Raw genomic sequence first — 21,376 nt, forward strand, 5'->3', positions numbered from 1 at the left:
GAGAACCCATTCCCGTTCCACCCCGTGCTTTGCGTTCGCGTACGGCCGTGGAGTGAATGCCCCGTGCCCGCACACGCATCGGCGCGCCTCTCACCCGCGTTCGTGCGGGGTGAGGGGGTACGCCGAGTACGCCGTCCGGGAATTTACGGGACGGTCAGGTGCCTGTCTCCACCAGCGCCGTCCGGCCGCCCAGCGCCACCGAGAACGCGTCCGCGTCGAAGCTGGTCGGTGACAGCGCCTTCCTGCCGACGGCCGGCTCTGCCTCGCGTGCCGGCTGGACCTGGTCACCCTGCGAGGTCGTCGGCTGCGCCATGGCCGATCACCACCGCGTCACCGGGGCACCCGGCTGGGTGCCGTCGGCAGTGTCGTTCTCCTTGCGGCGCTTGCCGGCGGTCTCGGTGCCGTCGGCGATCACGTCCGGTGACTGCTGGAGTGAGCGCCTCGCGAAGTCGGTCCGGAAGGCTCCGGGCTCCTTGGCCATGGCCGTGATGCCCAGCGGGGTGACCTTGTTGCGCGGTGAGGCGGACACCGCTTCCAGTGCCGCCTTGGTGGCGGAGCAGTAGCCGGAGCCGGGTGCGTTGACGCGGGTGGCGACCGAGGAGACGCCGGCGATGACGCCACTGCGCCGGGCACGCATGCCGGGGAGTGCGGCTTTGATCATGTCGACGGCGCCGAAGGAGTGGGTGGCGAACAGTTGCCGTACGTCTGCTCCGCGGCCTTCCCCGACAGCGGCGCGGTATCCGTAGCCGGCGTTGTCGACCAGCACGTCGATCGCGCCGAAGTGTTCCTCGGCCCGCTTGACCGCTTCGGCGATCTGCTCGGTCGGTCACGTCGAGGGGAAGGGCGAGCGCGGTGGCGGAGTGGGCGTCGGCGAGATCTTGGACGCGGGCCGTGTCCCGGGTGGTGATCACGGCATTGTGGCCACTTTCGAGTACGGCCTGTGCGAGAGCACGGCCGAGACCGGTCGAGCGGCCGGTGATGAGCCAGATGGACAGGGTGGGCAAACCTTCCGGAGCGGGGGTGGTTCGAAGGGCCGGCAGAGGACGGCCCCGGCGCGCGGATGATCCTGTGTGGGTCCGCGATGAGCGTCATGCGCGAACTGCTGTCCGGAACGAAGCCGTTGCGCGGCCGTGCGGTGATCGATCTGAGGCTGGGGGTCTTCGACTGCCGGGCCAGCCGTACCGGAGGCCGGAGAAGACCGTGCCCACCTTCACCGACCGGGGCGATCGGCGCACTGTGACGCGGTACATGCCCTTACCACGTCGACGGCGGCGAGAAGCGGATCTACCGTACTCCCACGGTTGCGAGCGGACCGCCGGGCGTCACCGCGGAGTTCGGAGCCGGGGCCGTTCTCGGTACGAGTGGCCGAGGCACTTCGGGCCATCGCGTCCACGCAGGCCCCTACGGGTGACCACGAGACGAAAGAGCCGAGCATGCTCATTGGAGTGACCCGGGAGACCAGACCCGGGGAGACCCGGGTCGCGGCCACACCCGCGACCGTCAGACAACTGACCGGACTGGGCTACGACGTGGTGATCGAGACCGGGGCGGGGGCGGGCTCGAGCATCACCGACGAGGCGTACACCCAGGCCGGTGCCGCGATCGGCACTGCGGAGGAGGCGTGGCGTGCCGACCTGGTCTTTCGGGTGAACGCCCCCGAACTCCCGGAAGTGGAGCGGCTCAAGGAGGGCGCGACACTGGTCGCCCCGCTCGCGCCGGCGGCCAACGGCGACCTGCTCACGGCGTTGGCCGCGTGCAAGGTCGACGCCCTCGCGATGGACGCGGTTCCGCGCATCTCCCGAGCCCAGTCGCTGGACATTCTCTCCAGCCAGGCCAACATCGCGGGGTACCGTGCGGTGATCGAGGCGGCGCACCACTTCGGCCGGTTCTTCACCGGTCAGGTGACCGCGGCGGGCAAGGTGCCGCCGGCCAAGGTGCTCGTCGCCGGTGTCGGCGTGGCGGGTCTGGCGGCGATCGGCGCGGCCGCCTCCCTGGGCGCCGTCGTCCGTGCCACCGATCCACGGCCCGAGGTCGCCGACCAGGTGAAGTCGCTCGGCGGCGCGTACCTGCCGGTGGACATCGAGGTCGAGCAGTCGACCGACGGGTACGCGAGGGCGACCTCCGGGGCGTACGACCGACGGGCCGCCGAGATCTACTCCGAGCAGGCCGCGGACGTGGACATCATCATCACCACGGCGCTGATCCCGGGGCGGCCGGCGCCGAGACTGATCACGGCCGCCGATGTCGCTTCCATGAAGCCCGGGAGCGTCATCGTCGACATGGCGGCCGCCCAGGGCGGGAACGTCGAGGGATCGGTCAAGGACAGGGTCGTCACGACCGACAACGGTGTGACGATCATCGGCTACACCGACCTGCCCGCGCGTCTGCCGGCGCAGTCGTCACAGCTGTACGGCACCAACCTGGTCAACCTGATGAAGCTGATCACTCCCGCCAAGGACGGGCGGATCGCCGTCGATCTCGAGGATGCCGTGCAGCGCGGGCTGACCGTGGTCCACCAAGGCGACGTGCTCTGGCCCCCGCCCCCGGTGCAGGTGGCCGCGGTCCCCGCCGCGGCCACTGCGGCGAAGGAGCCGGGGAAGACGGGAGAGAAGGTGCCAAGGGCGGAGAAGAAGCTCTCCGCGACCGCCAAGACGGCACTCGTCGGCACCGGATCGCTGGCGCTGTTCCTGCTCAACGCCTTCGCCCCCTCGGACATCACGCAGCACTTCACCGTGCTGACACTGGCGACCGTGGTCGGCTTCTACGTGATCGGGCACGTGCACCACGCGCTGCACACGCCGCTGATGTCGGTCACCAACGCCATCTCGGGAATCGTCGTGGTGGGTGCGCTGCTTCAGCTGACGGGCACCGACAACGTGGTGCTGGTGCTGGCCGGCGTCGCCACGCTGCTCGCCTCGATCAACATCTTCGGAGGCTTCGCCGTCACCCGCCGCATGCTCTCGATGTTCCGGAAAGCGTGAGGTGACCATGGACGTCCTCTCGATCTCCAGCGCGGCGTACCTGGTCGCCGCCCTCCTGTTCATCCTGGCGCTCGCCGGGCTCTCCCGGCACGACACCGCGTCCCAGGGCTGGGGCTACGGCGTCGCGGGCATGACGCTCGCGCTCGCGGCCACGATCCTGCGGGTCACCGACGTCGGTTCACTCACCTCCGTCATCGTCCTCGGGTCCGCGGTCGCGGTCGGCGCGGTCGTCGGACTCTGGTGCGCGAGGAGGGTGCAGATGACCGGCATGCCGGAACTCATCGCGCTGCTGCACTCCTTCGTCGGTCTCGCCGCGGTGCTGATCGGCTGGAACGGTCACCTCGAGGCGGGCTCGCACGCCGACGGCATCCATCACGCCGAAGTCTTCATCAGCGTCTTCATCGGCGCGGTCACCTTCACCGGCTCCGTCGTCGCCTTCCTGAAGCTCTCGGCGCGGATGAGGTCCGCACCGCTGATGCTGCCGGGCAAGAACGTCATCAACGTCGGGGCTCTGGCCGGCTTCGTGATCCTCACGGCGCTCTACGTCGTCACGCCGTCACTCGGGCTGCTGACAGCGGTCACCGCGCTGGCGCTGGTGCTCGGCTGGCACCTGGTCGCCTCCATCGGCGGCGGCGACATGCCCGTGGTCGTCTCCATGCTCAACAGTTACTCCGGCTGGGCGGCCGCCGCTTCGGGATTCCTGCTGGGCAACGACCTCCTGATCGTCACGGGCGCGCTGGTCGGTTCCTCCGGTGCGTACCTCTCCTACATCATGTGCAAGGCGATGAACCGCTCCTTCATCTCTGTCATCGCGGGTGGCTTCGGGCTGGAGGCCGGTCCGTCGGGTGACCGGGACTACGGCGAGCACCGTGAGATCTCCGCGGCGGACACCGCCGAACTTCTCCTGTCGGCCTCGTCCGTCGTCATCACCCCCGGTTACGGCATGGCGGTGGCGCAGGCGCAGTACCCGGTCGCGGAGATGGCCCGGCTGCTGCGCGAGAAGGGTGTCGAGGTGCGCTTCGCCATCCACCCGGTCGCCGGGCGTCTGCCCGGACACATGAACGTCCTGCTGGCCGAGGCGAAGGTGCCGTACGACATCGTCCTGGAGATGGACGAGATCAACGACGAACTCGCCGACACGGACGTCGTGCTGGTCATCGGCGCCAACGACACCGTCAACCCGTCGGCGGCCGAGGACCCGGACTCGCCGATCGCGGGGATGCCGGTGCTGCGGGTGTGGGAGACCAAGAACGTCGTGGTCTTCAAGCGGTCGATGGCCGCCGGCTACGCCGGCGTGCAGAACCCGCTCTTCTTCCGGGAGAACTCCCAGATGCTCTTCGGTGATGCCAAGACCCGCGTCGACGAGATAGTGGGTGCGCTGTCGCGGATGCCGGCCTGAGAGAGAGGCGGCAGTGTGCTGCTGGTGCGGTGGTGGGACCGCACCAGCACACTGAGGGTTCTCCCCGTACCTCATCGGGTCAGCGGCCGGCCTGCCGTCCGTGTTCCCGTAGGCCACCGTCGGCCACCTCCCGCACATCTGCCACGCCGTACCGCCCCTGACCGGCTCCATCGGCACGCCCAGTGACGCATACCGTCTACGGAATGCGCGCGCACGCTGACGCCGCGTACGCGCGTCGACTGTGGTGAAACGGCAGGAATCGCCAAAGGATTGGGCATATGGCGCCACTGGTCACCCCGTCGCCCCCCAAGAACCCGTCACCGTACGTGTGTTCTTCCGACGGCGCGGCTCCACCCTGCGCGGCGGCGATGATGGACCCATGGTGGAAGAACTGACCCGGCCCACCCGCGGTGGGTGTACGGCCGGTCGGCCGACGCGCGCGGTGCTGCCCCCGTCGTCGCGTGTGTGGCTCGGGCCGGTCGCGGTTCTCGCCGCGCTGGTGGTCGTCGTGCTCGGGGTGGTGTACGCCGGCGGCAGCGAGCCCGGTGGGGCGGACGCGTGGATCGCGGTGGACGGGGTGGGGCCGCCGTGGCGGCACGTCGCTCTGACCACGGACTTCCTGGGGGAGCCCGTGGGAGCGGCGGTGCTGGTCGGGGCCGCCGTGACGGGCTGTCTGCTGGTTCGGTGGCCTCGCGCGGCGGTGCTCGTCGTGGTCGGGACCGGTCTGGCCGTGGGGACCACGAAGCTGCTCAAGCCGCTGGTGGGGCGCACCATCCACGGTGACGCCAACCTGTCCTACCCGAGCGGGCACACCGCCTTCCTCACCGCGTTCGCCCTCGTGGTGGCGCTGCTCGTGACCGGCCGGCTCGGCCTGGGCAGGACGGCCGGCACGTCACTCGTGCTCGCCGCGGCGCTGGCCGCCGGCGGCGCCATGGGCTGGGCGCAGGTCGTCCTGGGCGCGCACTATCCGACCGACGTCCTCGGCGGCTGGTGCACCGCGCTGGCGGTGGTACCGACGACCGCGTGGCTGGTCGACGCGGGGCGGCGGAAACACTTCTGACGTCACGTCACGTCACGTCACGCCAGGCGGCGGAACGCCGGCTTCACCGGTCGTCCGCCCAGCCACGGGGTGGGGTCACCGGCGTCCAGCGCCTTCCGGTACACCGCACATGCCTGGGCCACCACGTCGACGGTGTGGTCGATGTCGGCGTCGGTGAGCGCGGCGCTCACCACGAACGACGGGGCCAGCACCCCGCCTGCGAGGAGCCGGCGCAGGAACAGGGTGCGGTACTCCTGAGACGGCTGCCGGTTCTCGTCGAGGGTGGCGAAGACCAGGTTGCTGGCCCGGCCCCGGACGACGACGTGGTCGCCGACGCCCATGGCGGCCGCGGCGTCGCGGACCCCGGCGGCCAGTCGCTCGCCGAGGGTGTGCAGTCGCGCGGTGACGCCCTCTTCGGCGTAGGTGGTCTGCACGGCCATCGCGGCCGCCAGGGAGTGCGTCTCCGCACCGTGCGTGGTGGACAGGAGGAACACCCGCTCCCGGGAGTGGCGCAGCCCGCCCCGCTCCATCAACGCGCGGCGCCCGGCCAGCGCCGAGACGGCGAATCCGTTGCCCAGCGCCTTGCCGAACGTGGAGAGGTCGGGGACGACGCCGTACAGACCCTGGGCGCCCGCCTCGGACCAGCGGAAGCCGGTGATCATCTCGTCGAAGATCAGTACGCAGCCGTGCCGGTCGGCCAGTTCGCGCAGGCCGGCCAGGTACCCGGGAGTGGGGTCTCCCCTGCTCGAACGAAGTTGAGAGCCCGGGGAAGGCTCGGTGTGGGTGGCGGGTTCCAGGATCAGGCAGGCGACCTCGTCCCGGTGGCGGGTGAGGAGCTCCTCCGTGGCGGCCAGGTCCCCGTAGGGGAACGCCACGGTGAGTTCGGTGGTCGCCGCCGGAACACCGGCGGACATCGGCGTGGTGCCGATGAACCAGTCGTCGACGGAGAAGAAGGGGTGGTCGGCGCAGAGGGCCACCCGGGGGCGGCCGGTGGCGGCGCGGGCCAGGCGCACCGCGGCGGTGGTGGCGTCGGAGCCGTTCTTCGCGAACTTCACCATCTCGGCGGTCGGCACGGTGGCCAGGAAGCGTTCCGCGGCCTCGGCCTCCACCAGGGACGGACGGACGAAGTTGCTGCCCCGGTCCAGTTCGCGCCGCACCGCCTCGAGCACGCGCGGGTGGGCGTGGCCGAGGCTGACCGACCGCAGGCCGGAGCCGTACTCGACGTAGCGGTTGCCGTCGACGTCCCACACGTGGGCGCCGCGGCCGTGGCTGATGACCGGGGCCAGGTTCTCGGGGTACTGGTCGTCGCCCTTGGCGTAGGTGTGCGCGCCCCCGGGGATCAGGGCGTGCAGCCGCTCGTTCGCCGCGCGTGAGCGGGGCAGTTCGAACTCTTCGGTGTCCACGGCGGCCTCAGCTCTCCCTGTTCTTCAGGACCTCGGCGAGGCTCGGCGCTTCCCGGTCCCGCTGGGACATCGAGGTGACCGGCAGCGGCCAGGGGATGGCGAGCTCCGGGTCGTCGAAGGCGATCGTCACGTCCTCGGCCGGATCGTGCGGGCGGTCGATCCGGTACGAGGTGTCGGCGGTGTCCGTCAGCGCCTGGAAGCCGTGCGCGCATCCCGCCGGGATGTACAGGGTCGCCTGCGTCTCGCCGGACAGTTCGAAGGAGGCCCGGCCCAGGTAGGTCGGTGAGTCCGGCCGCAGGTCCACGACGACGTCGTAGATCCTCCCGTACGAGCACCGCACCAGTTTCGCCTCGCCGGCGCCGGAGCGCAGGTGCAGTCCGCGCAGCACGCCCCTGACCGAGCGGGACAGGCTGTCCTGGACGAAGGCGTCCGGGTCGAGGCCCACCGAGCGGACCACGTCGGCGTCGAAGGTGCGGCAGAAGAAGCCGCGTTCGTCGGCGTACGGCGTCGGCTCGAACAGGTACGCGCCGGCGATCGCCGGGACTTCGGTCGCTTTCAAGGGGTCTCCCGTACGGTGTGGGCGGGGTCGGTTGCCGGAAACAGGGCCGCCGTCAAGGCGGTGAACTGGCGGTCGAGTTGCGCGGTGATGGCCCGGTTCCGCTCGGTCAGGATCTGCCGCAGCTCGGCCGACCGCTTCTCCAGCGACCGGAACTGTTCGAGCAGCCGGTCGGCGTCGATCTCGCGGGCCGGGTGGCAGTACGCGTCCAGGCCCATGCCGGCCATCAGCGCGTCGCTCTTCGCCGCGTAGCTGAGGGCGAGGGTCGGTGTGCCGGTCTTCAGCGCGCAGACCAGGTTGTGGTACCGGGTCGCCACCACGGTGTCGGCCGCCGCCGTCTCCTTCATCAGGTCGGCCAGTGAGGCGGCTTCGGCGGCGGTGACCAGCGGCGAGTCCACCGCGTCGAGGATCGCCTCTGCCACCGGCGTATCGCACGCGTCACCGGTGAGCAGCCGGACCGGTCTGCCGTCCTCGACCAGCGCGCGGACGAAGCGGGTCGTCCCGTCCAGGTAGCGCCGGTGGATCTCCTCGGACCGGTCGCGGTCGTCGTCGCCGCCGTGGAAGTCCATGACGCCGACGCAGACCGGGCCCGGCGGGCCCGAGGGTGTGTTCGCCGGCGGTGCCGGCAGGGCGAACGCGAGGTCGGGGTGGACCTCGTCACGTGCGGTGTCCACGCCCATCGACCGCAGCGCGTCGCGGGACAGGGCGTCCCGGTACGACCGGTGGGCGGCCAGCCGGGCCGACCAGCGCACCAGGGTCCGGGTCGGCCGGCTGCCGATCGGGGCGGCGCCGACGCCGACCAGCGCGACCTTGGTGCGCAGCAGCCTGCCGCTCGCGCAGAGGAGGAACAGCGAGTACGGGAAGCCCCACGGGCGCAGCGGCAGCGTGGCCTCCAGGACGCCCATGCCCGGCACGATCACCACGTCGTGCCGGCGCACCCAGGCGGCGGTGCGGAAGACGTCGACGAGTTTGCCCAGACCTTTCCCCGCGATCGCGCCCGCGCGCGACGCGGTCCGGTACTCCCCGCGGTACCGGTGCAGCCGCGTCGCGGGGATCCCGTACCGGGCCGTGACGACCTCGGGTCCGCCGCACAGCGCGTCCACGACGGCCTCCGGGTGCGCGGCGCGCAGGTACCCGAGCACGGCCTCCAGCGACCCGTCGTTGCCGAGGTTGCCCGAGCCGAGCAGGCCGAACACCCCGACGCGCACCGCGGTCACGCCTGCCGCCCCTCACGGCCGGCGACCAGCGCGTCGACGGAGACGGTGAGCCGGTCCGGGTCGACCGGGGCGCGGTCCTCGACCCGCTCGCCGGCGCCCGGCCGGACCCGGGAGGTCATCCACGCGGCCAGGTGGCGGTAGCACGCGCGTCGGTCGGCCGGGGACAGCGGTGCCCGCCGGATCGCCGAGACGAAGCCCCAGACGTACTCGGCGAGCAGCCGGGGCGTCGGGTGCAGCGGGCCCGCCCGGCGCGGGTCCAGGTTGACGCACCGGGACCGCTTGCCCGGGTTCGCCCGCTCGGCGCGGGTGGGGTGGTCGCGGCGGAAGTACAGCAGCTCCGGAACCTGGTGGAAGGGGCCGTGCAGGGTGATCTCGGCGACGAACACGCGGTCCGCGTGGTGGTAGCTGTCGTGCGGCTTCACCCGGCGCAGCACGTCGGCCCGCATCACCCCGTAGAAGTCGTCGCCGCCGGGCTCGAACAGCAGGCTGCGGAAGCGTTCCGGCGCGTGCGGGGAGTCGGTGGCGAGCCCGTACGCGTAGGGGACCTTCACCTTGCCGTCGCCGTCGATGACGGCCTGGCCGCTGTGCGCGAGGATCACGTCCGGCCGCTCGTCCAGCGCCTCGACGCAGCGCCGGAGCAGGTCCCGGGCGTACAGGTCGTCGTGCGAGGCCCACTTGAACAGTTCGCCGCGGCACTCGGTGAACACGTGGTTGTGGTTCGGCGCGGCGCCGATGTTCCGGGGCAGCCGGAGGTACCGGATGCGCGAGTCCCGCGCGGCGTACCGGCGGCAGATGTCCTGGGTGCCGTCGGTCGAGGCGTTGTCGGAGACGACCAGCTCGAAGTCCTCGTAGGTCTGGCCGAGCAGGGCGTCGAACGCCTCGGCGAGGTACTCCTCGCCGTTGTACACGGGCAGGCCGATGCTCAGCCTGGGTCGGGCGGTCATCTGAGTCCTTTCGTGGAAACTCCCGCCTTCAGGAGGGGGAGGAAACGAAACTCCTGTGGAGCAGGACATCGAGCGGGGTTCCGCCGTCAAGGCGGAAAACCGTGCCCTGACCGGCAGATTTGATACTCACAGACAGTCCCGCTAGTTTGTGAGCATGACCACAGCGTGCGTGAAGCGGGCGTTCAAGTACCGCTTCCATCCGACCGATGCGCAGGCGGCCGAACTGTCGCGCACGTTCGGATGCGTGCGGAAGGTCTACAACCTGGCGCTGGCGGCCCGCACCGAGGCGTGGGCGCGGCAGGAGCGGGTCAACTACAACCAGACGTCGGCGTTGCTGACGGCCTGGAAGAAGACCGAGGAACTCGCCTACCTGAACGAGGTCTCCTCGGTCCCGCTCCAGCAGTGCCTGCGCCACCTGCAGATGGCGTTCGCCGGCTTCTTCGGCAAGCGGGCGAAGTATCCGCGCTTCAAGTCGAAGAAGAAGTCCCGGAAGTCCGCCGAGTACACCACCAGCGGGTTCCGCTACCGAAACGGGCGGCTGACGCTGGCGAAGATGACGGAACCGCTGGACATCGTGTGGTCCCGGCCGCTGCCGGAGGGAGCGCAGCCGTCCACGGCGACCGTCTCGCAGGACGCGGCCGGGCGCTGGTTCGTGTCCCTGTTGTGCGAGGATTCCACCGTCCGGCCGCTTCCCGCCACCGATACGGCGGTCGGTATCGACGTGGGTCTGGACCACCTGCTGACCCTCTCGACCGGGGAGAAGATCACCAATCCCCGGCATGAGCGCCGCGACCGCGCCCGTCTGGCCAGGGCCCAGCGGGAGCTGTCGCGGAAAGCGAAGGGCTCGGCGAACCGTGAGAAGGCCCGGCGCAAGGTCGCCCGCATCCATGCCCGCATCGCTGACCGCAGGCGTGATGTGCTGCACAAGCTGACCACTCGATTTGTGCGTGAGAACCAAACGCTCGTGATCGAGGACCTGGCCGTGCGCAACATGGTCAGGAACCGGAACCTGGCCCGCGCCATCAGTGATGCCGCGTGGTCGGAGTTCCGGAGCATGCTGGAGTACAAGGCCGCCTGGTACGGGCGGGACGTCGTGGCCGTGGACCGCTTCTTTCCCTCCTCCAGGCTGTGTTCCCACTGCGGCGCCCTGCAGGACAGGCTGCCGCTGCAGGTCCGCACCTGGACCTGTGACTGCGGCGCGACCCATGACCGGGACGTGAATGCAGCGCAGAACCTTCTGGCCGTCGGACTGACGGTGTCGGCCTGTGGAGCCGGTGTAAGACCTCAACGGAGAACTCCGGGCGGGCAGTCGGCAGTGAAGCAGGAAACCCCACGGCGCGAGCCGTAGGAATCCCCCTCCTTCAGGAGGGGGAGGAAGTCAAGTGGTCCTCACTTCGGGGAGGGGGTTCTGGTGGTGCTCGTGCAGGGCGGAACGCAGGTGCAGCCACCACACGGCCGAACTGCAGACGGTCGCGGCGGCGACGCCCCAGGCCGAGCCGGCGGTGCCGGCCACGACCGCGCCGCCGAGCCCGCCGGTGACGTAACAGGCGGAGGCGATCAGCTGGCCGCGCAGGCTGCGCCGGGCCGCGCCGAGCGCGCGCAGCCCGGCCGCCGCGCCGGTGCCGAGCCCCGCGCCCGCGACGCCGAGCGTGACGGGCACGACGAGCTCCGCGGCAGCGCTCCAGACGCCGCCGAGTACGAGTTCGCCGAGCCGGTCCGGCACCAGCAGGAGGGCCCCGCCCCAGAGCAGTGCGGCGACGGCCTGCCCGCCGCCGAGCAGGAGGCAGAACGCGCCGAGGCGGTGCGGGGCCTGCCGCAGCATCCGCGCCGCCTCCGCGACGGTGACCAGCGAAAGCCCCATCAGCAGCGCGAGGAACGGCCCGAGCAGCAACTCGGCGCCCCGGATCACCCCCACCGCGCCGACCCCGACGATCGCGCCGAGCCCGTACGCCCGCAGCTGACTCGCGCCGCTGTTGCTGACGTTCTCGACCAGGTAGCGGTAGCCGAGGTCTCGGTGCGCGCGGATCCACTCGCGCGCACCGGACAGCCGGGGCCGGATACCGGACTGGAAACAGCCGTACACCGCGGCCACCGCGGCGGATCCGCCCCAGGCGAGCACGAAGGCGGACACACTGCCCACGCGGGCGGCCACCACCAGGGCAGGGACGAGCGCGACGCCCCACACGACGTCGTTGACGAACGCCTTCCGCCCGGTACCGGCGGCGAAGAACGCGAACCGCCACGCGTCCTGCAGCAGCAGCCCCGGCAGCATGACGCCGAGGCAGGCGAACGCGGACCCCAGGCTGCCGCCGAGAGCGAGGCCGGCCACCACGGACGCCGCGCCGAGGGCGGTCCCGACGCCGAGCGTGGTACCCGACGACCGGGCCACCGCGCCGCGCCAGGAGGCGTCCGGCACTCCGCTGAAGCGCACCACGAGCGGGTCGGTGGCCAGTCCGCGGGAGACGTTGAGCACCACGCCGTAGGTCACCCAGGCCAGGCTGAACACGCCGAACGCGGTCACCCCCAGGGAGCGGGCCACGTAGACGCCCACCACGAAGTTGGACACGCTGGAGGCCGCCTGGTCGGCCAGTCCCCAGGACAGCCGCCCGGCGACGGCCCGCCGGGCGGATCCGGCCGGTGCCCTCGTCTCCCCCTCGGTGGGCATCGGCGTCACGCCTTGAGCAGCCCGGCGCCGTGCAGGGCGCCGGCCGCGGCGGCGACGGTGTCGAACGGCAGCCCGGACCGCTCGGCGACGTCCAGCAGAGCGTGCTCGCCGTCGGAGAGGCTGAGCACCCAGAGCATGGCCATCTGGGCCTGCTTCGCGTCGCTGCGGCCGCCGAGTGAGTCGTACAGCCCACGGCGGCCCAACTGAGGCTCGCCGTAGGGGCTGAGGTTGACGTACCGCCGGTTGCGGTCGAGGACGTCGAACGCCTCGCGGCAGACCGCGAGGGTGTCCGCCATCGCCTCCGGGGAGACGAAGTCCAGGTTGTCCGCCGAGGTGTGGTACTCGGGGTACCCGGCGTACGGGGTCCGGCTGAGCGAGCCCACGCCGAGATCGAACCCGGGCGAGCAGTACTGCCGCTCGTCGTAGCCGTAGGGAGTGAACTCGGCGATGTGGTGCGGGCGTTCGGAGGCTGCCAGCACATGCCGCAGCACCCGGTCGATCTCCGCGTCGCCGCGCCTGCTCTGCTTGTACGTCAGCCGGCCCGGGTCGCCGGCGCAGGCCAGCACCAGGCCGTGCTTGACCCTTCCCCCAGCTCTCGGCTCCTCCCCCGGCCTTCGGCCGGGAGGTGCCCCCGGAGCAGGGGATACCCCGTTCACCCGCTCCGCGTTGCGGGCCAGCCAGGTGATCGCCCCGATGGTGCCGGGCGCGAAGATGAACCGGTAGGTGTAGTACGGCTGTCGCTCCGCCAGCGCCCGGGCCAGGAAGACCGCCACCGCGATGCCGGCCAGGTTGTCGTTGGCCAGCGACGGGTGGCAGACGTGGCAGGAGACGATCACCTCGTCGGGGACCTGCCCGGGGATCACGTGCTCGGCGTAGGTGAGGTGGCCGTCGGCGAGTGTGGAGTCGATCCGCACCTCGTACTCGCCGTCCGGCAGCGCGTCCAGGGTCTCCTGGGCCAGGCAGAAACCCCATTCCGGCGTGTAGTAGCTGGTGCGGTACGGCACCCAGGCCGGGTGGTCCGGCAGGGTGTGCAGATGCGGGCGCAGCTCGGCCAGCGGCATGGTCGCCGACACCGGCACGCTGTAGCCGAGCACGTGCAGGCTGGACGCGTTGAAGTCGACGACCCGGTGGCCGGCGGCGTCGGCGATGTAGGCGTCCCGGATGTTCCACTCCTGCGGCACCGTCCAGTCGAGCACCTGGGTACCGGTCGGCACCTCGTGCACCCGCAGCGGAACGTACTCGCCGACGATGTCCAGGGTGGCGCGCACACCGTCGCCGGTGATGCTCCGGCACAGCGGGTACAGCCGCTCCACCAGTGCGTACATCTCCTCTCCGGCTCCGGCTCCGGCTCCGGCTCCGGACCCGGACCCGGACCCGGTCACCGTCGCCACCGCAGGGTGTCGTCGACGGCGCCGGTGTCGGAGGCCGCGCGCAGCACGGCGAGACGGGTGAAGCGTCGCTCGAAGTCCTCCCGGGTCAGCTCGTGTTCGCGGTAGGCGTCGGCGAGTTCGAGCGCGCCCCGCTTCACCGTCCACTCGCAGTCGAAGCCGGGTATCGCGGCGCGGAACCGGGAGAAGTCCACCCGGTACGACCGCGGATCGGCACCGGTCTCCCCGGTGATCACCACCTTGGAGCCGGACACCGCCTCGGCGACCTGTTCGGCGATCTCGGCGACCGTGACGTTGTTGACCTCGCTGCCGATGTTGAACGCCCGGTCGTGCACCGCCTCCCGCGGCGCGGTCAGCGCGGCCGCGAAGGCCCGCGCGATGTCGGCGGCGTGCACCAGCGGGCGCCAGGGGGTGCCGTCGGAGAGCACGAGCACCTCGCCGGACAGGAGCGCGTGGCCCACCAGGTTGTTCAGCACGATGTCGGCGCGCAGCCGGGGGGAGTGTCCGAAGGCGGTGGCGTTGCGCAGGTACACCGGGCTGAAGTCGCCGTCGGACAGCGCGTGCAGGTCGTCCTCCACCCGCACCTTGGACTCCGCGTACGGCGTCACCGGGCGCAGCGGGGCGTCCTCGCCCACCAGTTCGTCTCCGCCGGCGGCGCCGTAGACCGAGCAGGTCGACGCGTACAGGAACCGCCGGACCCCGGCGTCACGGGCCAGCTCGGCGAGGCGCACGGACGCGTGGTGGTTGATGTCGTAGGTGAGTTCCGGCGCCAGCGATCCCAGCGGGTCGTTGGACAGGGCGGCCAGATGGATCACGGCGTCCACCCCGGCCACGTGTTCGGCCGTGACGTCGCGCAGGTCCACCCGGTGCCCCGGAGGGTCCGCGGGCGCCGGCCCCAGCACGCAGTCGGCGAACAGGCCGGCGTCCAGGCCGACGACCTCGTGTCCGGCGGCGGCGAGGACCGGGGCCATCACGGTGCCCAGGTAGCCCTGATGTCCGGTCAGCAGTACGCGCAAGGTTCAATCCCCCAGGTCGAGAGTGAGTTTGGTGACGGCGAACGCCTCGGCGTAGCGCGCGTGGCATTCGATGCCGCGGATCCGGGCCAGCCCGAGGAAGGCCTCCCGGTCGTACCAGGGCCGGTGCCGCTGCGAGGGGTAGTGCTCCTGCAGCAGCCGCACCTTCCGTTCGGCGGTGTCCGGCGACAGCGGCTGGTACGCCACCGGACGGCCGAGATCACCGTCCCATTTGACGATCTCGTAGCCGAGCACGAGGTGGTCGCGGAACGCGGTGGTCATCAGCTTCGCCAGGCCGCGGTGGTCCTGGTGCGCGTCCTCGGTGCGCGGGGCCAGGACGAGATCCGGCTCGGTCCGCGTCCGTAGTTCCTCGACCGCGGCCTTGGCCTCCTCCCAGTGCGCCGGCATCCGGCCGTCCGGCAGCTTGAGCACGGTCAGCCGCAGGTCGGCACCCGGGCAGAAGGCGGCGAGCGCGGCCCGCTCCTCCTGCTCCCGCTCGCCGCCACCGCCGGAGAGCACCAGCGCGTCGACGCGGACGCCCGGCCGCGCGAGGCACAGCGTCAGCAGCGTGCCGCCGGCGCCGATGGCGATGTCGTCGCAGTGCGCGCCCACCGCGACGAGCCGCTCCAGGCGCCCGGCGCCGAGCCGGATCACGCCCTCACCCCGGCGCCCGCTCCCGCACCGTCCCGCTCCCACACCGCCCACGGGCGGTCGCCCCGGGCGTAGGCGTCGTCGAGCGCGGCCCGCTCCTTCACGGTGTCGGTCGGCTTCCAGAAACCGCGGTGCCGGTGCGCCGCCAGCCGCCCCCGCTTGGCCAGTCGGGCACACCCGTCGGCGACCAGGTCCCCGCCCTCCGGGATGTGGTCGAAGACCTCCTGGCGGAGCACGAAGTAGCCGCCGTTCTCCCACAGCGGCAGTTCACTCACCGGGGTGATGCCCCCCACCAGGCCGTCCTCGCCCAGGTCCACGCAGTGGAACGACGACTGCGGCGGCACCACCATCATCGACGCACCGGCGTCGCGCCGGGCGAACCGGTCGATCATCTCCGGCAGCGGGGCGTCGGTGAGCACGTCGGCGTAGTTGGCGAGGAACATCTCGTCCCCGTCCAGGTGGTGCCGCACCCGGCGCAGCCGCTCCCCGATCGGTGACTCGATGCCGGTCTGCGCGAAGGTGATCGTCCAGTCCGCGATGTCGGTGGTCAGCAGCTCGGTCCGCCCGCCCCGCAGGACGAAGTCGTTGGACGTGGTCTCCTCGTAGTTGAGGAAGAAGTCCTTGATGTGGTGTGCCCCGTACCCGAGGCACAGGATGAACTCCGTGTGCCCGTAGTACGCGTAGTAGCGCATGACGTGCCAGATCAGCGGCCGCGGGCCGACCATCGCCATCGGCTTGGGCACGTCGTCGGAGGTGCCGTTGCGCATCCGCAGCCCGTAGCCGCCGCAGAACAGTACGACCTTCATCGCTCGACCTCGACTCGCTCGACCTCGACAATGCTCAGTTCCGGTATGGGGAAGACCAGCCGGCCGCCCCAGTCGTGCACGAAGGACAGCTGCTCGGTCAGCTCGGCCCGCAGGTTCCACGGGAGGACGAGGACGTAGTCCGGCCGGTCGGCGTCGATCTGCTCGGGCGGCAGGATCGGGATGCGGGTGCCCGGGGTGAACCGGCCGTGCTTGTAGGGGTTGCGGTCGACCGTGTACGGGAGCAGGTCGGGCCGGATGCCGCAGTGGTTGAGCAGGGTGTTGCCCTTGCCCGGTGCTCCGTAGCCGACGACCGTCTCGCCGCGCTCGGCCGCCTCGATGAGGAACCGCAGCAGGTCCCGGCGTACCTTGGCCACCCGGGCGGAGAACTCGGTGTATCCGGACAGCTCCTGGAGCCCGGCGGCCTTCTCCCGGTCCAGTACATCGGCCACCTGCCGGGACGGCTCGCCGGCCACCTCGGTGGGCCGGGCCCACAGCCGGACGGAGCCGCCGTGCGTGGGCAGCGACTCGACGTCCACCAGCGTGAGTCCGCCGCTCGCCAGCGCCCGGATCGCGGACGCGACCGTGTAGTACTGGAAGTGCTCGTGGTAGATCGTGTCGTACTGGTTCTCCTCGATCAGGGTCAGCAGGTGCTGCACCTCGACGGAGACCCAGCCGTCGTCGGCGACCAGGGCGCGCAGCCCCCGGGTGAAGCCGACCACGTCGGGGATGTGCGCGTACACGTTGTTGGCCACGACCAGGTCCGCCGGGCCGTGTTCGGCGCGGACGGCCGAGCCCGTGTCCGGGTCGAGGAAGGCCGTGTGCGTGGGTACCCCCGCGTCCCGCGCCGTGGCGCCGACGTTCACCGAGGGCTCGATGCCGAGGCAGCGGATCCCGCGGTCCACCACATGCCTCAGCAGGTACCCGTCGTTGCTCGCGACCTCGACCACGAAGGAGTCGGTGCCGAGGTCCAGCCGCGCCGCGGCGTCGGCGACGAACGTGCGCGCGTGCTCCACCCAGGACGTCGAGTAGGAGGAGAAGTACGCGTACTGCGTGAACGTCTCCTCCGGCGTGATCAGCGGAGGGATCTGCGCGAGCCAGCAGTCGGTGCACACCCGCAGATGCAGCGGGTACGCCGGTTCCGGTCGGTCCAGTTGGTCCGCGGCGAGAAAACTCTCGCACGGCGGGGTCGCTCCGAGATCGACGACGCTCGTGAGCGCCGCCGAGCCGCAGAGTCGGCATCGTGTCATGTACTGCCCCCATCCCGCTCGGGCGGGTGCCCCCGCCGCGAGCCAGTGTTTCCGTCCCCTGCCGGCGGCGGGCGGTCCCCGCCGCCGGACCGACCCGCGATCGCGGTGCGGTACCCCTCCACCAGGCGCTCCAGCCCGACGGCCGGGCTGAAACCCTGTTCGTAACGGTGCCGGGCCGCCCGGCCCATCTCCCGGTTGTGTGCCCGCTCGACCGTGATCCGGCGCAGGCGGGAGGCGAGCGAGGCGGCGTCGTTCGGCCGGTGCAGCAGCCCGGTCCTGCCGTCCTCGACGAGTTCGGTGAAGGCGCCGTGACCGGCGGCGACGGCCGGGACCCCCGCCGCCATCGCCTCCACGACCACCAGGCCGAACGCCTCCAGCCACGTGGAGGGAGCCACCACGGCGACCGACCGCGCCACGGCCTGCCGGCACTGAGCCGGGTCGTACAGGCCGACGTACCGCACGTCGTCCCGGCCCGCCGCCCAGGCGGCCACCTCCCGCTCCAGTGGCCCCGCGCCGGCGACCACGAGCGGCACGCCCACACCGCCGCCGGCGGCGATCTCGTCCCACGCGGCCATCAGCAGCCGTACCCCCTTGGCCTCCGCGAGCCGGCCGAGATAGAGCAGATGCTCGCCGTCGCCCGTCCGGCGGACCTCGGGGTCGGGCACGAAGTTGTGCTTCACCGCCAGCCGTCCGGCCGGCATGCCGGCCCCCACCAGGACGTCGCGCTGTGCCGCGGAGATGCAGAAGAACCGCTCCACGCCGGACCACCACCGCCGCCGGTTGACCGACAGGCTGACCGCGAGCGGCACCGTCGCCGGCCGGGAGTCCCGGTAGCAGCCGTGCCGGACGGCGGGCAGCGGCGTGCCCCCGACGCACTCGGTGCACGGCCGGCCGTCCCGCTGCAGCGTGCCGGGCGGGCAGACCTGCGTGTAGTTGTGCAGCGTGGCGACGGCGGGCACCCCGGCGTCGGCGCAGGCGGCCAGCACCGCAGGCGACAGCAGCGGGAAGACGTTGTGGACGTGCACCACGTCCGGCCGCTCGCCGCGCAGCCGGGCGGCGAGCTCCCTGCGGACCGCCGGGTTCCACGGCACCAGCAGCGGCAGCGCGGCCTTGCCGAGCAGGGACCGGCCGGTGATGTCGTCGCTGCGCCGCTCGAACACCCCGACCCGGTGGCCGGCCCCGCGCAGCAGCGCCACCTCCCGGTCGACGACCATGTTCTCGCCGCTCGGCTGCTCCGAGCGGTAGCGGTTGTGCACCACGAGGACACGCATGCTCAGGTCACCTCCGATGTCCGGGCCCATCGCGGGACGCGCCGTCGTGGGACGCCGGGCGCCGGGAGGGCGGTGGCGGCGGCAGGCGTCGGGAGGGCGGTGGCGGCAGCGGGTGCCGCCAGCAGTGAGGCGGCCACGGCCAGATGCAGCAGATACGGCGAGGCGTCGCCCAGCCCGGCCTCGGTGTACGACGCGATCGCGCAATAGCTGATCAGGAAGAGCGCGCAGGCCCTCGACAGCGACGGCGGCCGCAGCAACGCGACACCGCCCAGCACGATGATCATCGCCGCCACCAGGGCGACGCCGGTCGTCCCCTGCTCGTGGTAGACGGCCAGCCAGCTGTTGTCGATCGGCAGACCGCCGAACGACTTGTCGCCCAGGCCCGCGCCGAACAGGTGCTCCGAGGTCGTCCGGGGCGCTGCCAGCAGGGCGTCCCAGACCTTGGCCCGGCCGGTGAGACTGGCGAAGTTCTCCTGGCTCTGTCCGCGCAGGAACCACGCCTGCAGCGCGGAGCCGAACCCCACCGCGGCCACGGCGGCGCACAGCACCGCCCAGGTGAAGAACCGGCGGGCGGCGGCACTGGTCAGGACGAGCGAGCCGATCGCCACCGTCAGCCCGGCGATCAGGCCGAGCGTGGCCGTACGGGTATGGGTCAGCGCCAGCAGGACCAGGGCCGGCACGACGACCAGCGCCGCGCCGCGCCGGTCGGTGCGGCGGCCCAGGACGAGCAGCACGGCGAGCCCGGTGATCACCGCGGCGTACTGTCCGATCTGCGGCGGGGTGAGCGGCCACAACGCGCCGACCAGCCGCCCCCCGTAGAGCTCGGGCAGGGCGGCGCCCGGCGAGACGACCAGGCCGGCGGCCACCGAGCAGAGCACCAGGAAGTACATCCGGATGTGGTGCCGGACGAACGTCGGGCCGCCGTCCCACCAGCGGCTGAGCAGCCACAGCGTGCCGACGAAGAGAGCCAGCCGGGCGCAGCGGAACAGCGCGCCGAACCCGGACTCCAGGCTCGCGCTGGAGAGCACGCTCGGCACCAGCAGCAGGGTGAGGAGGAACAGGAAGGCGCTCGGCCGGATGCGCAGCCGGGGATTGACCGCGAGCGCCAGCGCGAACGCGGCGACCAGCGCGCCCATGGTGACCGTCTGGATGAGGGAGCGGGGCAGCGGGACGATGGTCTTCGCCCCGGTGGAGCCGAGCGTGTTGAGGACCAGCAGCCCCCAGGCCGTCCCGACGATCTTCGGCGTGCGGTCCGTGCGGTCCGTGCGGTCCATCTCAACCACCGTCCCGTGTGCGGAAGGTGCTGCCCGCGTCCTGCCGGTACGGCGCCCCCTGCCACTGCCCGGGGTCGAGCACCCGGCTCGGGTCGTGGGCGACGAACTTCCATGGTCCGACGTAGACGTTGTCGTGCCAGCGGTTGTGCTGCCCGAGGGTGATCGCCTCGGCCACCCGCTCGCCCTGGTACGGCGACCAGTCCGGGTAGGTGCCGTAGTTGGCCAGCATCGCCATGCGGTCGCACTTCACCGTGCAGTCGACGACGGACTTGTCCAGCACGAAGCGGTTGTCGTGGATGTCCACCCGCTGGGTCTTCCACCGGCAGTCGGCGTAGAGCGGTGCGGTGGCGATCGCCGGCCGCGCGCAGCGGCCGGTGTCCTCCACCAGCAACGTGCAGTCACCGGACGAGGTGTTGGCCGGACTGTTGCAGAACCGGTCGGCGTTCTCCCACAGGGTGATCCCGGACCAGTTGTTCTCCAGCACGTTCCCGTTGATCTCGATCCTGTCCGTGCGGGCCCGGACCCGTGGTTCGCCGCCGGACTCGGACAGGTAGACGGTCGCGAACGGGAAGGTGTCGCCGCGGTCGGCGTACCTGCGGCCCTCGACCCAGTTGTTCCGCCGGATCGTGTTCTCGCGGATGACCGCGTTGTAGCTGGTCTCGTAGATCAGCGCGGCACCGTCGTTGGCCTCCAGCAGGTTGCCCTCGACGCGGAAGTCGTTGTTGTTGGTGTCCGCCCACAACCCGGTCCCGCGGTTGTCGTGCACCCAGTTGCCGCGTACGTCGGCGCCGTCGACGGCCCAGAACTTGATGCCTCCGGTGCAGCCGCAGCCCGGCCGCCGCCGCTCCCAGTCGCCGGTGTTGTTGCCCGTGATCTCGTTGCCCTCGACCACAAGGCCGGTGATACGGCCGCCGGCCTTGTACGCGTTCATGCCGTACTGGCCGTTGTCGCGCAGGCAGTTGGCGCGGACCTGCTGGCGGGCACCGGCCATCAGCCCGGCGCCGGAGTTGTTCTGGACCGTCGCGTGCTCGATCACCCACCCGTCGGCCGAGTCGTGGTTGACCACGCCCTCGTCGTGCGGCGCGACGAAACCCTGCACGGTCAGATGGCGGACGGTGACGTCGCGGGCGGTGCCGCCGAACGCGTACTGGTTGGTCTTCCGGCCGTCGAGCACCGCGCCCGGCGCGCCGAGGTAGTGGTTGCCCTCCTTGGGGACGACCTGGGCGTAGCGGTCCGGTTCGAGTGTGTGCGTGCCCGGCCGGAGCCAGAACGTGGTCTTCGGGGGACTGCTCTTGGTCTTCGCGGCCAGGTCACCGGTCACCGCGGGGTCGACCGTCACCGCACCCGCCGGCGCCTTCGCCGGCCCGGCCTCGGGCTCGGCGCACACCCGGGCCACGGACGCGGACGGCGATGCGGTCGGCTCCGGCCGCGCGTCCGGCGTGCCCTCGCAGCCGGTCGCCGCCAGCAGGACCAGCGCCAGCGGTGCCGCCGGTAACGCCCGGCGCCGCCACGTGCTTCCCAC

The 21,376-nt window shown here is 71.7% G+C and carries 18 protein-coding genes and 1 pseudogene; 4 read left to right on the forward strand and 15 right to left on the reverse strand.

Features of this window, described 5'->3' with window-relative positions; translation table 11 throughout:
* Positions 1 to 154: 154 nt before the first annotated feature.
* The gene (locus tag V4Y04_RS28450) at positions 155 to 313 is read right to left on the reverse strand and encodes a hypothetical protein (protein WP_332431210.1); all 159 of its coding nucleotides are present in this window, start codon (positions 311 to 313) and stop codon (positions 155 to 157) included.
* A 6-nt stretch (positions 314 to 319) separates the two neighbouring features.
* A pseudogene (locus V4Y04_RS28455) lies at positions 320 to 1,004 on the reverse strand (SDR family NAD(P)-dependent oxidoreductase).
* A 429-nt stretch (positions 1,005 to 1,433) separates the two neighbouring features.
* Between V4Y04_RS28455 and V4Y04_RS28460 the strand changes: the two are divergent.
* The 3 genes from V4Y04_RS28460 to V4Y04_RS28470 all read left to right on the forward strand — a co-directional run bounded on the left by V4Y04_RS28460 (position 1,434) and on the right by V4Y04_RS28470 (position 5,440).
* Positions 1,434 to 2,981, forward strand: a complete 1,548-nt coding sequence (locus tag V4Y04_RS28460; RefSeq protein WP_332431211.1) for a Re/Si-specific NAD(P)(+) transhydrogenase subunit alpha — start codon at positions 1,434 to 1,436, stop codon at positions 2,979 to 2,981.
* Positions 2,982 to 2,988: 7 nt separating this feature from the next.
* Positions 2,989 to 4,380, forward strand: a complete 1,392-nt coding sequence (gene pntB, locus V4Y04_RS28465; RefSeq protein WP_332431212.1) for a Re/Si-specific NAD(P)(+) transhydrogenase subunit beta — start codon at positions 2,989 to 2,991, stop codon at positions 4,378 to 4,380.
* A gap of 379 nt (positions 4,381 to 4,759) precedes the next feature.
* Positions 4,760 to 5,440, forward strand: a complete 681-nt coding sequence (locus V4Y04_RS28470) for a phosphatase PAP2 family protein (RefSeq protein ID WP_332431213.1) — start codon at positions 4,760 to 4,762, stop codon at positions 5,438 to 5,440.
* 17 nt (positions 5,441 to 5,457) lie between these two features.
* On the opposite strand, the gene V4Y04_RS28475 is transcribed toward V4Y04_RS28470, so the two are convergent.
* The 4 genes from V4Y04_RS28475 to V4Y04_RS28490 are packed head-to-tail and all read right to left on the reverse strand — an operon-like array spanning position 5,458 to position 9,539.
* Complete coding sequence (locus V4Y04_RS28475) at positions 5,458 to 6,822, reverse strand: glutamate-1-semialdehyde 2,1-aminomutase (RefSeq protein WP_332431214.1); 1,365 nt, start codon at positions 6,820 to 6,822, stop codon at positions 5,458 to 5,460.
* Positions 6,823 to 6,829: 7 nt separating this feature from the next.
* Complete coding sequence (gene rfbC / locus V4Y04_RS28480; protein ID WP_332431215.1) at positions 6,830 to 7,381, reverse strand: dTDP-4-dehydrorhamnose 3,5-epimerase; 552 nt, start codon at positions 7,379 to 7,381, stop codon at positions 6,830 to 6,832.
* On the reverse strand, positions 7,378 to 8,595 hold the full coding sequence (locus tag V4Y04_RS28485) for a polysaccharide pyruvyl transferase family protein (RefSeq protein ID WP_332431216.1): 1,218 nt from the start codon (positions 8,593 to 8,595) through the stop codon (positions 7,378 to 7,380). Before V4Y04_RS28485 ends, rfbC begins: the two co-directional genes overlap by 4 nt.
* Positions 8,592 to 9,539, reverse strand: coding sequence for a glycosyltransferase family 2 protein (locus V4Y04_RS28490; RefSeq protein ID WP_332431217.1), 948 nt, complete (start codon positions 9,537 to 9,539; stop codon positions 8,592 to 8,594). The genes V4Y04_RS28485 and V4Y04_RS28490 overlap by 4 nt, the downstream gene beginning before the upstream one ends.
* A 154-nt stretch (positions 9,540 to 9,693) precedes the next feature.
* Between V4Y04_RS28490 and V4Y04_RS28495 the strand changes: the two genes are divergently transcribed.
* Positions 9,694 to 10,887 (forward strand): RNA-guided endonuclease InsQ/TnpB family protein, encoded by a 1,194-nt coding sequence (locus V4Y04_RS28495; RefSeq protein ID WP_332431218.1) that lies wholly within the window; start codon positions 9,694 to 9,696, stop codon positions 10,885 to 10,887.
* A 30-nt stretch (positions 10,888 to 10,917) separates the two neighbouring features.
* On the opposite strand, the gene V4Y04_RS28500 is transcribed toward V4Y04_RS28495, so the two are convergent.
* From V4Y04_RS28500 to V4Y04_RS28540, 9 genes are read right to left on the reverse strand one after another with little or no spacing between them, the layout of a single operon-like run.
* Entirely contained in the window at positions 10,918 to 12,204 is a 1,287-nt protein-coding gene (locus V4Y04_RS28500; RefSeq protein ID WP_332431219.1) for a hypothetical protein, read from the reverse strand.
* A 5-nt stretch (positions 12,205 to 12,209) separates the two neighbouring features.
* Complete coding sequence (locus V4Y04_RS28505; protein WP_332431220.1) at positions 12,210 to 13,529, reverse strand: DUF4910 domain-containing protein; 1,320 nt, start codon at positions 13,527 to 13,529, stop codon at positions 12,210 to 12,212.
* A 53-nt stretch (positions 13,530 to 13,582) separates the two neighbouring features.
* Positions 13,583 to 14,608 carry an NAD-dependent epimerase/dehydratase family protein gene (locus V4Y04_RS28510; protein WP_332431221.1) on the reverse strand — a complete coding sequence of 342 codons (1,026 nt, stop codon included), beginning with the start codon at positions 14,606 to 14,608 and terminating at the stop codon, positions 13,583 to 13,585.
* Between the two features lie 3 nt (positions 14,609 to 14,611).
* Entirely contained in the window at positions 14,612 to 15,259 is a 648-nt protein-coding gene (locus tag V4Y04_RS28515) for a PIG-L deacetylase family protein (RefSeq protein ID WP_332431222.1), read from the reverse strand.
* Positions 15,256 to 16,062, reverse strand: a complete 807-nt coding sequence (locus V4Y04_RS28520; protein WP_332431223.1) for a glucose-1-phosphate cytidylyltransferase — start codon at positions 16,060 to 16,062, stop codon at positions 15,256 to 15,258. The genes V4Y04_RS28515 and V4Y04_RS28520 overlap by 4 nt, the downstream gene beginning before the upstream one ends.
* On the reverse strand, positions 16,059 to 17,309 hold the full coding sequence (locus V4Y04_RS28525) for a class I SAM-dependent methyltransferase (protein ID WP_332431224.1): 1,251 nt from the start codon (positions 17,307 to 17,309) through the stop codon (positions 16,059 to 16,061). Before V4Y04_RS28525 ends, V4Y04_RS28520 begins: the two co-directional genes overlap by 4 nt.
* Positions 17,306 to 18,580: a glycosyltransferase gene (locus tag V4Y04_RS28530; protein WP_332431225.1), complete on the reverse strand. Its 1,275-nt coding sequence runs from the start codon at positions 18,578 to 18,580 to the stop codon at positions 17,306 to 17,308. Before V4Y04_RS28530 ends, V4Y04_RS28525 begins: the two co-directional genes overlap by 4 nt.
* A gap of 2 nt (positions 18,581 to 18,582) precedes the next feature.
* Positions 18,583 to 19,854, reverse strand: a complete 1,272-nt coding sequence (locus V4Y04_RS28535) for an O-antigen ligase domain-containing protein (protein ID WP_332431226.1) — start codon at positions 19,852 to 19,854, stop codon at positions 18,583 to 18,585.
* 1 nt (position 19,855) lies between these two features.
* A complete protein-coding gene (locus tag V4Y04_RS28540; protein ID WP_332431227.1) occupies positions 19,856 to 21,376 on the reverse strand; it encodes a right-handed parallel beta-helix repeat-containing protein in 1,521 nt (506 codons plus the stop codon).

Origin of the sequence: Streptomyces sp. P9-A2 (genome assembly GCF_036634175.1) — a bacterium.
GTDB lineage: Bacteria > Actinomycetota > Actinomycetes > Streptomycetales > Streptomycetaceae > Streptomyces > Streptomyces pratens.

What these genes read in the sequence shown, in the direction of transcription:
- V4Y04_RS28450 (WP_332431210.1), bottom strand. Translation starts at nt 313, where the DNA reads ATGGCGCAGCCGACGACCTCGCAGGGTGACCAGGTCCAGCCGGCACGC.
- V4Y04_RS28460 (WP_332431211.1), top strand. Translation starts at nt 1,434, where the DNA reads ATGCTCATTGGAGTGACCCGGGAGACCAGACCCGGGGAGACCCGGGTC.
- pntB (WP_332431212.1), top strand. Translation starts at nt 2,989, where the DNA reads ATGGACGTCCTCTCGATCTCCAGCGCGGCGTACCTGGTCGCCGCCCTC.
- V4Y04_RS28470 (WP_332431213.1), top strand. Translation starts at nt 4,760, where the DNA reads ATGGTGGAAGAACTGACCCGGCCCACCCGCGGTGGGTGTACGGCCGGT.
- V4Y04_RS28490 (WP_332431217.1), bottom strand. Translation starts at nt 9,539, where the DNA reads ATGACCGCCCGACCCAGGCTGAGCATCGGCCTGCCCGTGTACAACGGC.
- V4Y04_RS28495 (WP_332431218.1), top strand. Translation starts at nt 9,694, where the DNA reads ATGACCACAGCGTGCGTGAAGCGGGCGTTCAAGTACCGCTTCCATCCG.
- V4Y04_RS28500 (WP_332431219.1), bottom strand. Translation starts at nt 12,204, where the DNA reads ATGCCCACCGAGGGGGAGACGAGGGCACCGGCCGGATCCGCCCGGCGG.
- V4Y04_RS28505 (WP_332431220.1), bottom strand. Translation starts at nt 13,529, where the DNA reads ATGTACGCACTGGTGGAGCGGCTGTACCCGCTGTGCCGGAGCATCACC.
- V4Y04_RS28520 (WP_332431223.1), bottom strand. Translation starts at nt 16,062, where the DNA reads ATGAAGGTCGTACTGTTCTGCGGCGGCTACGGGCTGCGGATGCGCAAC.
- V4Y04_RS28525 (WP_332431224.1), bottom strand. Translation starts at nt 17,309, where the DNA reads ATGACACGATGCCGACTCTGCGGCTCGGCGGCGCTCACGAGCGTCGTC.
- V4Y04_RS28530 (WP_332431225.1), bottom strand. Translation starts at nt 18,580, where the DNA reads ATGCGTGTCCTCGTGGTGCACAACCGCTACCGCTCGGAGCAGCCGAGC.
- V4Y04_RS28535 (WP_332431226.1), bottom strand. Translation starts at nt 19,854, where the DNA reads ATGGACCGCACGGACCGCACGGACCGCACGCCGAAGATCGTCGGGACG.